Source organism: uncultured Maricaulis sp. (genome assembly GCF_963976135.1).
Classification (GTDB): domain Bacteria; phylum Pseudomonadota; class Alphaproteobacteria; order Caulobacterales; family Maricaulaceae; genus Maricaulis.
In genome coordinates this window covers 1-12,961 of the sequence record NZ_CAXBKN010000086.1, presented here as the reverse complement: position 1 = coordinate 12,961, position 12,961 = coordinate 1, and the positions used below count along the sequence as shown (strand labels likewise).

Sequence of the window (12,961 nt, the reverse complement as noted above, 5' to 3'; positions counted from 1 at the left end):
ACTTTTAATCAGTAGGTCCCGGGTTCGAGCCCCGGCGGGCTCACCATTCCCAATCAGATATTGAGACCGTGACCGCCCCAGCGAGCCCTGCCTCCTGGCGGCTGGGTGATGGACGGTGTTTGTGCCGTTTTCAGTGCGTTTTCAGCGCTTCGGCGAGGAAATCGAACACGCGCCGGACCCGGCGGCTGGTCTTGAGTTCGGAATGGGCTGTGAGCCAGATCGGCAGGGCGGGCATGGGCGTATCGGTTTCGATGCGTCGCACGGCCGGTTCCGCGAGCCCGATTTCCAGCTGATTGAAACCGATTCCGAAGCCGGCAATGACCATTTGCCAGCCCACGACCTGGCTGTCGCACCGGAAGCCGAAGAAATGCCGGTCGACCTGGAGGCCGACTTCAGCGAAGCCGCGCAGCATCAATTCGCTGCGGTCATAGCCGATCACGTCGTGGCCGCGGAATTCCTCCAGTGTCGTCGGCGCGCCGCGCCGGGCGATATAGTCATGCGCCGCGAACATGGCGAGTTGCAGATCTCCGACCTTTTTCGTGAACACGTCCGCCTGGGTGGGCCGGTACATGCGGATTGCGATATCGGCCTCGCGCTGCAGCAGGTTTTCACTGCGGTCCGAGGAGACCAGTTCGATTTCGATCTCCGGCTCGGCCCGGTGCAGGGCGGTCAGTATGGCGGGCAGGGTATAGGTCGACATGATTTCTGAGGCGGTGATCCGGATCGTCCCGCCAATGTGTTCGCTGCGGCCGCTGGCGGTGAGGGATAGCTGGTTGGCGGCTGTCGCCATCGAGCGGGCATGCTCGACCAGGTCGGCTCCGGTCGGCGTCAGCGCCAGTCCGTGCGGCGCGCGATCGAACAGGCGCACGCCCAGCTGGTCTTCCAGCGCCGCGATATGCCGGCCCATGGTCGGCTGGCTGCCACCGGTGGCGCGAGCGGCGCCGGACAGGGTGCCGTGCTCGGCGACGGACAGAAAGGTTTGCAGGTGGGACCAGTCGAAGTCGCGCGTCATGGGGTATCCAAAAATGATTAGTAGATAGCCCAAAATGTAGGCCCATCAATCAAAAATGAATGAGCACGGTTCGCAAGTCAAACGGAAAACGAAGCCGGAACCGCGCCTCCTGCCGCAGCCTCGCTACTCGCCGCTCACCAGCCCCGCCTCGGCCAGGGCGACCAGTAACGCCATCTGGATCGCCTCGTGGGCGTTCTCATCAAGCCAGCTCTCATTGGGTGCGTGGGCGTTCCGCGATATTCCACCGCGGCTCATCGTCACTGACGGGACGCCGCGTGAGATGGGAATATTGGCGTCGGTGGACGATGCCGTCAGTTCCGGCTCCTGGCCCATGGCCCGGATTGCCGCCATCGCATGCAGCACGATCGGGGCATTGAGATCACCTTCGCCCGGTGGCCGCGAGCCGACGGGATCGAGATCGACCGTCAGCGCGTCACCCTGGCGCCGGCGCGCATTGGCGGCCTCCAGCGCCGCATCGACCGAGCCCAGGAAGGCCTGGTGCAGGGCGTCGAGCTTTTGTGGATTGGCCGAGCGCATATCAACCTCCATCCAGCTCTCGAAGGGAATGGAATTGACCGAGGTGCCGCCGCCGACGCGGCCGAAGGAGAAGGTCGCCTTGGTGCCGTCCAGGGTGAGCGGGGTTGCGGCTTCGGTGAAGCGCAGGATCGCTTCGGCCAGGGCCTGGTGCGGCTGGACGCGGCCGAAATGCCCGTAGGAATGGCCGCCGGGGCCCCGGAAGGTGACGCGGTAGCGGATCGAGCCAACCGCGGTGACCACCAGGCGCGCGGCATCGCCGCCATCAATCGCGATGAAGCTGGCAAAGGGTGAGGCGTCATTTTCATAAAGATGCCGCACACCGCGCAGATCGCCCAGGCCTTCCTCGCCCACCGAGGCGATGAAGACGAGATCATCGCGCGTCTCGATCCCGGCGCGCTGCATGGTGTCGATCAGGCTGAGCAGGACGACAAGCCCGCGCGAATTATCGCCAATGCCCGGTGCCGTAAACAGATCGCCCTCGCGGTGCACGGTAACGTCTGTGCCCTCCGGAAAAACGGTGTCGAGATGGGCGACGATGGCGATGCTGCGCGCCTCGCTGCCGGCTGTGCCGGGGCGGCGGCCGATGACATTGCCGACGGCGTCGATGGTCACATCGGCCAGGCCGAGCGCCCGCATCCGCGCCGCCATCTCGGCGCCGCGCGCCTGTTCGGCGAAGGGCGGGGCGGGGATTTGTGTCAGCTCGACCAGGCGCTCATTATTGAGCGTGCGCATGGCTTCGATCTCGGCAAAGGCGGTCTGGACCCGATTGTCGGTCATCAGACCGGCGACGATACCGTCATCGGCTGGCGCCGCCATTTCGACCGGCGCGGCCGGGGGTGTCATCCAGCCGGTGCTGGCACAACCGCCCAGCAGGGTGAGGGCGGCAAGACTGGCGGTGATCATTCTGGCGGACATGATAACTCCTGACGCGGCGGGTTTGCGGTCAAATATAACGGGATTGGCAGGGCAGGCCAGCACACGCAGCCGGTCTCAGGCGCCCAGCCAGACCGCGATACCGAGAAGAATGCTGGCGATGACGATAAAGCCGGCCCAGAGCGGGGCGATGAATTTGGCCCAGTCGAGCCAGTCAATGCGGCCGGCGGCGAGATAGGCGAGCAATGTGCCCGAGGTCGGGGTCAGCATATTGGTGATGCCATTGCCGAACAGAAAGGCGATGACGGTGGTCTGCGGTCCGACATCGGCCAGCTGCGCCAGGGGCGCCAGGATCGGCATCGTCACGGCGGCCTGGCCCGAGGTCGAGGGGATCAGGAAATCGAGCAGGAGCTGCGAGCCGAACATGGACAGGGCGGTGATATAGGACCCGTGCTCGCCGACCGCGCCATTGAGGGCATGGACAATCGTGTCGAGGATGCGGCCATCCTCCAGCACCACTGTGACGGCCATGGCGACGCCGATCAGGGCGCTGGCGAGCAGGACTTTCTTCATGCCGGAGATGAAGGCGTCAGCGCTGTCATTGGGTGTGAGGCCGCTGGCGAAGGCGAGGGCGAGGCTCATGGCAATATAGCAGGCCGAAAGCTCGTGATGCGACCAGGACCAGCGGGTCGATCCGGTCAGGATAATGCCGATGCCGATCACCAGGATGGCCAGCATCGCGCCCTCGCGCCAGCTCATGTCGGGCACGGGATGGTCGCTGACCGTGATGGCCTGGCCATTGGTCATGCCGCGCACGCGATAGAGCAGAAACCCGATCCCGGCGGCGAGGAAAACGGCATAGAAGGCGAGGCGCAATCCGGCACCGGAAAAGATCGGCACCCCGACCAGTGGCTGGGCGATGGTCAACGGGATCGGATTGGTGACCGAGGCGAGATAGCCGACCTTGACCGCGATGGTGACGATGGCGAAGCCGATGATCGGCGACAGGCCGATGCGCATGGCCAGCGCCGTCATCACCGGGATGACGATCAGGTATTCCGAGGCGAGGCCCAAAAAGGCGCTGCCGGCCGAGAAGATCGTCATCAGCGCTGCGACCAGCACCATGACATTGCCCTTTACGGCGTGCAGCAACCGGTTGATGCCATTCTCGACCACGCCGGCGCGGTCGAGAATGCCGAACAGGCCGCCAATGATCAGCACCATGAAGATCAGATTGGCGGCGCGCTGCAGGCCTTCGGGAATCGCGCGCAGGGTTTCGGTCAGGCTGACGGGTGTCGCCATGCCCTCGCGCGCCTCGACCGGAACGAAAACCCCTGTCAGCGACCAGTCCTTGCCCATCGGCGCATAGCTGTCGGGCACGATCAGACGTCCGGCGCGCTCATAACTGCCGGATCCGACCAGCCAGGTCATCAGCGTTGCCAGCAGCAATATTCCCAGCAGGATGATAACCGGATTCATCGGGCGGGCCGGTCTGGCGGTGTTTGTCATCGGCTCTGTCCTGACAGGGTGCGCGCGTGCAGATCGGTGGCGATGGCCTGGGCGAGGCCGGTGAGATTGCGTTGCAGGGCGTCGAAGCCGGCAGAGGGCTCGAAACGGGCCTCATCCATGTAGAGGGCGCGGTTGATCTCGATCTGCAGGCTGTGGCGCCCGCGCGCGGGATCGCCATGCCGCCGCACGATATCGCCGCCCTTATAGGGCTGGTTGCGCGCGACCGTATAGCCGCAGGCGCGCAATTCGCGCTCGACCAGACCGGTGAAGTCCGGCGCCGCACTGGTGCCGTCCAGATCGCCGAGCACCATGTCAGGGCGCGCCTCGCCGAGATCGATATTCATCGCATTGGCCTGCGATTTCATCGAGTGACAATTGATATGCCAGACCGCCCCGAAGCGGGCGTGCAGGGCATCGAGCCGGCCAGCGAGGGCGCGATGATAGGGCGCGTACAGCGTGTCGATCCTCAGCCGGATCTCCTGCGGCGAAAGCGGGCCGGCATACATCGGCTGGCCTGGCAGGATGAAGCGCCGGATCAAACCCATGCCGCGTTCGCTATAGCGCGTTGGCGCCAGCGCGCCCCAGGCGTCGGGCCATCGTCCCGCAACCATCTCCGGATCGATATCGTCGGCGGCCCGGTTGGGGTCGATCACGATGCGCGGAAACTCCGCCTCGACCAGGCTGGCCCCGGCCTCGACCGCGCCGCGCCACAGATCCGGGATGAAAGCGTCCCAGGCGGTGAGCTGCTGCTCACGCGTCGCCAGTGTCTCGAAGCCGGGCGGCAGCACGGTGCCGCTATGCGGCGAATCCAGCACCAGCGGAATCGCCGTGTCCTCGTCCGGCCGGGAAAGGCGGAAAGCGGTCGCGGTTGCAGGATCGGGTGTCGCCACGAAATTCTCCGGACGCCGTGGATTCGGCGTCGGATTTCAGTGTTCCGGGAAATGCTGCGGCCTGACCAGAAAAAACTGTCGCGGGAGGCCGGATTACTCGCCCGGGTCGGGCACGCTCACGCGCTGGCCGTCAGCATTGATGATGATCTCGCCGTCTTCCTTGGCAAAGGGGCCCGCGGGCCAGCGGTCGAGCAGGTCGAGCACGGCCTCGCTGGGGCGGCAGAGCCGGACGCCCCTGGGCGAGCAGACGATGGGCCGGTTGACGAGCACAGGATGCTCGAGCATGGCGTCGAGGATGCGCGCCGCGCTGATACCGGGCTCGAGCAGGCCGAGCTCGGCGGCCGGCGATTTGGTCTCGCGCAGGGCGCTGCGCGGGGTCAGCCCGGCGGCGGCGAACAGGCCGAGCAATTGCGGCCGGGTCCAGCCTTCGGTCAGATAGTCGACCACCACGGGCGCATAGCCGGCGGCCTCGATGGTCTGCAGCACATTGCGCGAGGTGGCGCAGGCCGGGTTGTGATGAATGACGATCATGGATTGGCTCCGGGAAAACGGGCGCGCGTCGCATTGGCGATGGCGACCAGGGAGAGCATCACCGGCACCTCGACCAGCACGCCGACCACGGTCGCCAGGGCGGCACCGGAATTGAGCCCGAACAGGCTGATCGAGACGGCGACGGCGAGCTCGAAGAAATTCGAGGTCGAGATCATGGCGCAAGGCGCGGCGACCGCATGCGGCAGTTTCCAGGCCCAGGCGGCGCCATAGGCGAGCGCGAAGATGGCGTAGGATTGCAGGATGATCGGCACCGCGATCAGGGCGATGACCAGCGGCCGTGCCAGGATGACCTGACCCTGGAAGCCGAACAGCAATACCACCGTCGCCAGCAGCGCCATCATCGAGACCGGTTTGATGCGGTCGGTGAAGGCGGTGATCGCCGCTTCGCCGCCGCGGCGGATCAGGACACGCCGCGTCAGCATGCCGGCGATCAGCGGGATGACGACATAGAGCCCGACCGAGATCAGCAGGGTCTCCCACGGCACGGCGATATCGGTAACGCCGAGCAGCAGCGCGACGATCGGCGCGAAGGCGAAGACCATGATGGTGTCATTGACGCTGACCTGGACCAGCGTATAGGCGGCATCGCCCCGGGTCAGCTGTGACCAGACGAACACCATGGCGGTGCAGGGCGCGGCGCCGAGCAGGATCAGTCCGGCGAGATAGCCTTGCGCATCGGCCGGCGGGATCAGTCCGGCGAAGATGTGTTTGAAAAACAGGACGCCGAGCGCGGCCATGGTGAAGGGCTTGATCAGCCAGTTGACCACCAGGGTGATGATCAGGCCCTTGGGCTGTTTGCCGACCTGTTTCACGCTGGCCAGATCGATGCCGATCATCATCGGCCAGACCATGGCCCAGATCAGCAGCGCGACCGGCAGATTGACGTGTGCGATTTCGAGCCCGGCCAGGGCGCCCAGCAGGCCCGGTGCCAGCTGACCCAGTCCGATCCCGGCGATGATCGCAAGCGCAACCCAGCCGGAGAGATAGCGTTCAAACCGGCCCATCAGCAGCAGGCGCCGTCGCGCTTGACGCTCGGCGTGCAGCAGGCCTGCGTCGTGGCGCCCGCAACCGCGGAAGGGGGCAGGTCGCTGGCCGCAGCCGCGCCGCCATAATCGACAGCCTCGCCGGTCGTGTGGAAGACTTCCCAGGCGACGCCGCTGGGATCATGGACCCAGCTCTTTTCGGACTTGGCGTAGCAGCAGGTTGTCTCGCCCTCTTCAAGCACGGCCGCATCGGCTTTTGCCAGACGTTGATAGACCTCGGCCAGTTCCTCGCCGCTTTCGACCTGGATGCCCAGATGTTCAACGCCGGTCCTGGCGCCGCGGGCGCTGATCGCGAAATTGACGCGTGGGTCCTCGAGCATCCATTTGGCGTAATCGGGTTTTTCTACCGACGGTGCGGCCGCGAACAGCGTGGAATAGAAGCCGATTGAACCGGGCAGGTCATCGACAGCGACGTGGATGTGCAGGCGTTTCATGAGCAGGCTCCCTTGGATGGGGTTGAACAGGCGATGCGATCGGTGGCGTCGGCCAGCGGGGCGCAGATGCCGGCATCGCCCTGGCAGCAATCCTCGACGAGATAGACGATGAGTTCGCCCATCTGATCGAAGGCGGCGGTGTAGATGATGGAGCGGCCCTCGCGGCGGCTGTCGACCAGGCCGGCATTGGCCAGCACGGTCAGCTGGGCCGAGAGCGTATTGGGCGCGATCTCGAGCTGACGCGCAATCTCGCCCGCCGCCAGGCCCGATTTGCCGGCCTTGACCAGCAGGCGGAAGACCGCCAGCCGATTGGCCTGGGCGAGGGCGGAGAGACGAAGCAGGGCAATTGAAGTTTCCATAATTCAACGATTATGGAAATAATGAGCCGTGTCAAGCGGGATCTGTGTCAGGGGCGGGCCATGATCCACAGAACGGCGATGAAGACGCCTTTCACCCGCGGCAGGGCGATCAGCACCACGCCGACCGCGCCCAGCAGGAGCAGAGGCAGGGTGAGCCAGATCGGCGCGCCGCTCATCGACACCATGAAGGCGACCGGCACCAGGAAAGGGCCCAGTCCGAGTATCGTCCAGGCGGCCGGCCCGTCCTCGGCGCGGATCTCCCCGAGTGGTTCGCCGCAGGATGCACACAGCGCAACCGGTTTGAGATAGCGGCGATAGAGCGCGCCCTTGCCGCAGGCCGGACAGCGTAGATTGAAGGCGCGCCAGATCGGCAGGAGCTTATTCATTGCGGCCGTCGATCCAGGCGCGCGCCGCGGCCATGGCCTGCGCCAGCGCCGGTTCATAGCTGACCAGCGGGGCAGTGATCTCGAGCGCGACCAGCTTCTGCTGCACGATTTTCGAGGCACCCGAGATGATCACCGGCAGGCCGCGTTTCCGGGCCCGCTGCGCCAGGCCGAGTATCATGTGGGCGGCGGTTGAATCGACAAAGGGCACGGCGGCGAAATCAATGATCAGGACGCGGTGGGTGTCGGCGATCCGCTCCAGCACCGAGCCGATCGAGGCCGCAGCGCCGAAGAAGAAGGCGCCGCTGATGCGGTAGACCAGGATTTCCGCGTCCTGTTCGGTCGGGCCCGCCTTGGCATCGGCCGGGGCGGTGATGCGGTCGGGCAGGTCCTCGTCGACGAAGGGCGTCCAGCTCTCGATCGCGGTTGTCTGCGACATGCGGTGGATGAAGACGACCGAGCCGATGGCGAAGCCGACCACGATCGCCTCGGTCAGATCGCGGAAAATGGTCAGGCCGAAGGTCGCCAGCAGGATCAGCGCATCGGCGCGCGAGGCGCGCAACAGGATCATGAAGGCGTGTTTCTCGACCATGTTCCACGCCACCAGCGCCAGCACGCCAGCCAGGCAGGCGAGCGGGATAAAGCTGGCCAGCGGCGCGGCGATCAGGATGAAGAGTAGTAGAAAGCCCGCATGCATCATGCCCGCCACCGGCCCGTGGGCGCCGGCGCGGACATTGGTCGCGGTACGCGCAATCGTGCCGGTGACGCAAATACCGCCAAACAGGGACGAGCCGATATTGGCGACGCCCTGGGCGACGAGCTCGCTATTGGAGCGGTGATGCCGTCCGGTCATGCCATCGGCGACCACGGCAGAGAGCAGGGATTCAATTGAGCCCAGCAGGGCAAAGGCGATTGCGCTCGGCAGCAGCGCCAGCAGCCTTGGCCCGGAGATATCGGGCAGGGCAGGCCAGGGCAGGCTGGAGGGGATGCCGCCAAAGCGCGAGCCGATGGTTTCCAGCGGCAGGGAGAAGGCGGCTGTGGCACCGGCCGCCAGCGCGACGGCGATCAGCATGCCCGGCCAGTGAGGCTTGAAATGGCGGATGCCGACAATCACCAGCACGGTCGCCGCCGAGACCGCGATGGTCAGCGCATCCGTCGTCGGCAAGGCATTCCACAGCACGGGGAGTTTTTCCAGCAGCGGGCCGGGCTCGGGCACGGCGAGTTGCAGGCCGAGCAATTCCTTGATCTGGCTGGCGAAAATGATGACGGCGATGCCGGCGGTGAAGCCGACGGTGACCGGGTAGGGGATGAATTTGATATAGGTGCCGAGCTTGAGAAAACCGATCGCCATCAGGATGGCGCCCGACATCATCGTCGCCAGGATCAGCCCGTCCATGCCGAAGGTCTGGGCTGTCGTTGCCATCAGCACGATGAAGGCGCCGGCCGGACCGCCGATCTGGAACCGGCTGCCGCCGAGCAGGGAGACGAAGAAGCCGCCAATGATCGCCGTGATAATGCCCTGGGCCGGCGAGGCGCCGGCGGCAATCGCGATCGCCATGGAGAGCGGCAGGGCGACAATCGCAACGGTGAGACCGGCGACGGCATCGCTGCGCAGATGCGCCAGCGTATAGCCCTCGCGCAATACGGTGATCAGCTTGGGCAGGAAGAGTTCGCCCAGCACCGGCGGTGCCGGCGGCGGCGTCTTGCGGGTCTGCTTCCCGGTCGTCTTGGTCATGTCCACCTGCCTTCAAGAGGGGCGGGATCGTCGGCATCAGTCGGCGGTCGCCGTCGCGAAATACAATTCAGTCTGTTGTTGAGATCTCACTGGTCGCCGCGTCGGGCGGTGCCTTCAGGCGCACGCCGCGCCCTGTCCCCTGGCTGGGCGCCTGTTCGCCGATCAGCTCGACGCCGAGGCTTTCAAGCGCCTCGACCACGCGCACCAGCGATCCGACCACGCCGCGCACATTGCCGTCGCTGGCCTCCATGCGCTGGATCGTCGGCACCGAGACGCCGGCCCTCGCTGCCAGTGTCTTCTGGTCGATTCCGAGCAGGGCGCGCGCTGCGCGCATCTGGGCCGAAGTGATCATGATCGCGTTTTCCGTATTGAGACTCAAGCATATACATGAATCATGATATGTGAAATATCATTTTTGTTGCTTGATCTGCGTTTTTTCACCCCGACCGTCTGCGCGCTTGAACAATCGGCCGGTCTCGCCCAATCTGCCGGAATAATCAGGTTTTTCAGTCCAATGGGGGAATTCATGACCAGTCTTGACCGCTTCGCAAAAGCCCTGCCGGCGGGCTCGCTCCTGCTCGCAGCGGCGCTGCTCGTCTCCTGCGGCGGCGGGGAGGGCGACCAGGCCCCTGCAGCCCCGGACGCTGCCGCACCTGCCGAGACGGTCGCGCCCGCGACCGGGACGGACGGCCAGACGGCGGGCGAGCCCGCAACGGACATCGATCCAGCCCCGGGCGAGCCAACTCCGGCCGATCCAGGCAAGGGCGCTGCCCAGCCCGCCTCAGCTGCCGGACCCGCCTATATCGGCACCTGGGGCGTCGATCTGGCGCAGTGCGCCGTCGCCCAGGAGTATGAGCAACCGCCGATGATCCTGCGCGCCGATGGCTATGACCAGCACGAGGCCCATTGCGAATTCGACAGCGTCACCGAGACCGGCCCCTCCCAGTGGCGTGTCTCGGGCCTTTGCAGCGTCGAGGGCGATGAGCAACCGATCGATTACAATCTCGCAGTGATCGACGGCAATCTCGTCCACTGGGCCGATGGTGGCCGCAAGGACGCCTGGACGCTGGTGCGCTGCCCGGAATAGGGAACCCGCCCCAACGGTTGGCCCTGACCCCTGTTGCGTGAAGCCGATTCACCGCTAGGGTTGCAACGGCAGTGGGGAATCCGGTCTTGGCGTGCAGATTGAAACTCGCAGGCAGGTCCGCGCCCGTCCGCTGCATTGATGGCGGCGGCACTGACGATGGTCACGCTGGTTGGATATGCGCGGCAAGCGGTACGGGCGCTGGCGGGGTAGGTGCGGGCAAGTGCCTGCCGGCGCGCACGGGCGCGTTCTGACCTGCCGGTTGTCACGGATGGATCGTGCCCGCTCGCCCCGGGCCTGTCTGGCGTTGCGGCTGCTCCCGGCCGTCCCGGCGGCCGATTATAAAGAATTCATCCGTTGGGTCGGCATCCGTTCTAACCTGTCTCCACTAGCGCATGCTCCAATTTTGCGGGCGCCAGCCAAGTTGTCCCGAAGTCTGCCGGTGCGGCTTGCCGCCAGCAATCTGCAATCCGGCGGCTCTGAAGCCCGTTGATGATGGAGCCCGCCAGATCATGTCCTCGAAGCCTGAGCCCAATACTCCCCCGCTCGCTGCCGGCCCCGGCGCAGGCGATCTGAGGGGCACGGAGCCGCAAAATCGGGATGGCGAACTTCTGCGAGCCGTTTTGAACAGCTCCCTGGATGCGATTATTGTCGCGGATCAGGACTCGAAGATCATCTCCTTCAATAACGGCGCGGAGAAGATCTTTGGCTATGCAGAGAATGAGGTCGTCGGTCAGGCGATCGAAATTCTGATCCCCGAGAATCTGAGGGCCTTGCACAAGCGGCATGTGGCCGGCTTCCTGGGGAGCGAGCGGGACAGCCTGATGATGGCGGGGCGTTCGGAAATCGAGGGGTTGCGCCGCGATGGCCGCAAATTTCCCGCCGCAGCTTCGGTGACGCGACTACCGCTCGGAAGCGGGACGCTCGTCTGTGTGATATTGCGGGACATTTCCGAAAGCGTGGCGCGCCAGAATGATCTGCGCGATCTGAAGGACCAGGCCGTTGCCGCATCCCAGGCGAAGTCGAGGTTTCTCGCGACGATGAGTCATGAGATCAGAAGTCCGCTTCACGGGGTTCTCGGCATGATCCAGCTGCTCAAGCTGGGCGCGACCACGGAGCGGCAGAAGCAGCAGATCGCGGTGGCAGAACAGTCAGGAACCCTGCTGCTTGACCTCATCAATGATGCGATCGATCTGTCCAAGGTCGAGGCAGGCTTCCTGGAGCTGAAGCCGGAGCCTTTCGACCTGAGACAGCTGCTGGAGGGCGTCGTCTCCGGATATCGCAGCGCTGCCGCCGGCAAGGCGATAGGGCTGCACCTGCAAATCGATACCGCCTGCGCCGAGATGGTGATTGGCGATCCGCTGCGATTGCGGCAGGTCTTGACCAATCTGATCGGGAATGCGGTCAAATTCACCGAGCAGGGACGCGTGGAAGTCCAGGTGCGCCCAGATGGTGAGGACCGCATCCATTTCATGGTGAGTGATACCGGGATTGGGCTTTCGCCGGAGGATTCGGAGCTGATCTTCAATCGTTTCCTCCAGGCTGACCCTTCGATCGAACGCAAGTTTGGTGGCTCGGGGCTGGGCTTGTCGATTGTCCGGGAACTGGTGGCATTGATGTCGGGCGAATTGGGGCTTGATAGTGATGTCGGGGTCGGGTCGAATTTCTGGGTGTCGATCCCGCTCGTCGCGCAGGATACAGCGGTCCAGCACAGACCGGGCCGTCAGCTCGCGGATCCGGTCGTGCGGATCGGTGTCGGCAAGGTGGCGTTGGTGGTCGATGATCTTGAGGCCAACCGGCTTGTCTGTGCTTCAATGCTGGAGACCCTGGGCTTCGAGGCCATACTATGCGGGAGCGGCACAGAAGCCCTGAAACTACTGCGCAAACATCCGATCGACCTTGTTTTCCTGGACCTGCACATGCCGTTGATGGCCGGCACCCGATGTGTCCGCGAGATCCGGCGCGAGCAGGCCGCATGGTCGGAAGTGCCGATTGTCATCCTGACGGCAGACACAACGGGCAACGAGCTGGATGCGGCCCTGGCGGCCGGTGCGGGCGCGTATTGCTTCAAGCCGTTCAACCTTTCCGAACTGGCCCAGGCCAGCCAGCAGCTCATCGCCGCCAGCCCGTCCCGATTGATCCTGATCGATGATGATCCGGTTGAGCACCAGCTTCTCGCCAGCCTCTGCGATGAGGTGCCAGGCCTGGTGAAACTGGAGTATTTTCCTTCGGCCGATGCCTTCTGCCGGAGCGGTGATGCCGATCCGTCGGCGGTTATCCTGCTGGATGGCCGCATCCCACCCATCTCGAGGCACAAGGAGAGTCTAGACATTCTGGCGGCGGGCCAGTGCCAGGCAAATATCTACCTCCTGTCGTCCGAGAAGGGGATCGAGTGTCCCGAAATTCCGGGGCTGAAAATCATCTCGGTCATCGACAAGCTGGAACTCTACCGACCCGACCAGCTGAATCGCTTTCTGCGCTCGCTGGACAATCTCTGACCGGGCGAAGCGCTGCTGATCCCAAATCCCGCCTGGCCTATCGCGCCGCCAC

The 12,961-nt window shown here is 64.8% G+C and carries 13 protein-coding genes; 2 read left to right on the top strand and 11 right to left on the bottom strand.

Annotation, left to right across the window (positions count from 1 at the left end; genetic code table 11):
• Positions 1–130: 130 nt before the first annotated feature.
• The 11 genes from AAC023_RS11425 to AAC023_RS11375 form a co-directional block, all read right to left on the bottom strand.
• Entirely contained in the window at positions 131–1,012 is an 882-nt protein-coding gene (locus AAC023_RS11425; RefSeq protein WP_339741293.1) for a LysR family transcriptional regulator, read from the bottom strand.
• A 123-nt stretch (positions 1,013–1,135) separates the two neighbouring features.
• Positions 1,136–2,464, bottom strand: a complete 1,329-nt coding sequence (locus tag AAC023_RS11420) for a M20/M25/M40 family metallo-hydrolase (RefSeq protein WP_339741292.1) — start codon at positions 2,462–2,464, stop codon at positions 1,136–1,138.
• A gap of 75 nt (positions 2,465–2,539) precedes the next feature.
• Positions 2,540–3,931 (bottom strand): hypothetical protein, encoded by a 1,392-nt coding sequence (locus AAC023_RS11415; RefSeq protein ID WP_339741291.1) that lies wholly within the window; start codon positions 3,929–3,931, stop codon positions 2,540–2,542.
• Positions 3,928–4,821 carry an N-formylglutamate amidohydrolase gene (locus tag AAC023_RS11410; protein ID WP_339741290.1) on the bottom strand — a complete coding sequence of 298 codons (894 nt, stop codon included), beginning with the start codon at positions 4,819–4,821 and terminating at the stop codon, positions 3,928–3,930. The genes AAC023_RS11415 and AAC023_RS11410 overlap by 4 nt, the downstream gene beginning before the upstream one ends.
• Positions 4,822–4,914: 93 nt before the next feature.
• Positions 4,915–5,352, bottom strand: coding sequence for an arsenate reductase family protein (locus AAC023_RS11405; protein ID WP_339741288.1), 438 nt, complete (start codon positions 5,350–5,352; stop codon positions 4,915–4,917).
• Positions 5,349–6,377 carry an ACR3 family arsenite efflux transporter gene (arsB, locus tag AAC023_RS11400; RefSeq protein ID WP_339741286.1) on the bottom strand — a complete coding sequence of 343 codons (1,029 nt, stop codon included), beginning with the start codon at positions 6,375–6,377 and terminating at the stop codon, positions 5,349–5,351. The genes AAC023_RS11405 and arsB overlap by 4 nt, the downstream gene beginning before the upstream one ends.
• Positions 6,377–6,850, bottom strand: coding sequence for an ArsI/CadI family heavy metal resistance metalloenzyme (locus AAC023_RS11395; protein WP_339741285.1), 474 nt, complete (start codon positions 6,848–6,850; stop codon positions 6,377–6,379). Before AAC023_RS11395 ends, arsB begins: the two co-directional genes overlap by 1 nt.
• Complete coding sequence (locus tag AAC023_RS11390; protein WP_339741283.1) at positions 6,847–7,209, bottom strand: metalloregulator ArsR/SmtB family transcription factor; 363 nt, start codon at positions 7,207–7,209, stop codon at positions 6,847–6,849. The genes AAC023_RS11395 and AAC023_RS11390 overlap by 4 nt, the downstream gene beginning before the upstream one ends.
• Before the next feature lie 47 nt (positions 7,210–7,256).
• Positions 7,257–7,595 carry a DUF983 domain-containing protein gene (locus tag AAC023_RS11385; protein WP_339741282.1) on the bottom strand — a complete coding sequence of 113 codons (339 nt, stop codon included), beginning with the start codon at positions 7,593–7,595 and terminating at the stop codon, positions 7,257–7,259.
• The gene (locus tag AAC023_RS11380) at positions 7,588–9,327 is read right to left on the bottom strand and encodes a SulP family inorganic anion transporter (protein WP_339741281.1); all 1,740 of its coding nucleotides are present in this window, start codon (positions 9,325–9,327) and stop codon (positions 7,588–7,590) included. The genes AAC023_RS11385 and AAC023_RS11380 overlap by 8 nt, the downstream gene beginning before the upstream one ends.
• Positions 9,328–9,394: 67 nt before the next feature.
• A complete protein-coding gene (locus tag AAC023_RS11375) occupies positions 9,395–9,706 on the bottom strand; it encodes a helix-turn-helix transcriptional regulator (RefSeq protein WP_339741280.1) in 312 nt (103 codons plus the stop codon).
• Between the two features lie 147 nt (positions 9,707–9,853).
• On the opposite strand from AAC023_RS11375, the gene AAC023_RS11370 reads away from it, so the two are divergent.
• Positions 9,854–10,414 (top strand): hypothetical protein, encoded by a 561-nt coding sequence (locus tag AAC023_RS11370; protein WP_339741279.1) that lies wholly within the window; start codon positions 9,854–9,856, stop codon positions 10,412–10,414.
• Positions 10,415–10,806: 392 nt separating this feature from the next.
• Positions 10,807–12,909 carry an ATP-binding protein gene (locus AAC023_RS11365; protein ID WP_339741278.1) on the top strand — a complete coding sequence of 701 codons (2,103 nt, stop codon included), beginning with the start codon at positions 10,807–10,809 and terminating at the stop codon, positions 12,907–12,909.
• Positions 12,910–12,961 lie beyond the last annotated feature (52 nt).

Excerpts from the sequence above, each read along its gene's own strand:
- AAC023_RS11425 (WP_339741293.1), bottom strand. The coding sequence starts at position 1,012 with ATGACGCGCGACTTCGACTGGTCCCACCTGCAAACCTTTCTGTCCGTC.
- AAC023_RS11420 (WP_339741292.1), bottom strand. The coding sequence starts at position 2,464 with ATGTCCGCCAGAATGATCACCGCCAGTCTTGCCGCCCTCACCCTGCTG.
- AAC023_RS11415 (WP_339741291.1), bottom strand. The coding sequence starts at position 3,931 with ATGACAAACACCGCCAGACCGGCCCGCCCGATGAATCCGGTTATCATC.
- AAC023_RS11405 (WP_339741288.1), bottom strand. The coding sequence starts at position 5,352 with ATGATCGTCATTCATCACAACCCGGCCTGCGCCACCTCGCGCAATGTG.
- arsB (WP_339741286.1), bottom strand. The coding sequence starts at position 6,377 with ATGGGCCGGTTTGAACGCTATCTCTCCGGCTGGGTTGCGCTTGCGATC.
- AAC023_RS11395 (WP_339741285.1), bottom strand. The coding sequence starts at position 6,850 with ATGAAACGCCTGCACATCCACGTCGCTGTCGATGACCTGCCCGGTTCA.
- AAC023_RS11390 (WP_339741283.1), bottom strand. The coding sequence starts at position 7,209 with ATGGAAACTTCAATTGCCCTGCTTCGTCTCTCCGCCCTCGCCCAGGCC.
- AAC023_RS11385 (WP_339741282.1), bottom strand. The coding sequence starts at position 7,595 with ATGAATAAGCTCCTGCCGATCTGGCGCGCCTTCAATCTACGCTGTCCG.
- AAC023_RS11380 (WP_339741281.1), bottom strand. The coding sequence starts at position 9,327 with ATGACCAAGACGACCGGGAAGCAGACCCGCAAGACGCCGCCGCCGGCA.
- AAC023_RS11370 (WP_339741279.1), top strand. The coding sequence starts at position 9,854 with ATGACCAGTCTTGACCGCTTCGCAAAAGCCCTGCCGGCGGGCTCGCTC.
- AAC023_RS11365 (WP_339741278.1), top strand. The coding sequence starts at position 10,807 with ATGCTCCAATTTTGCGGGCGCCAGCCAAGTTGTCCCGAAGTCTGCCGG.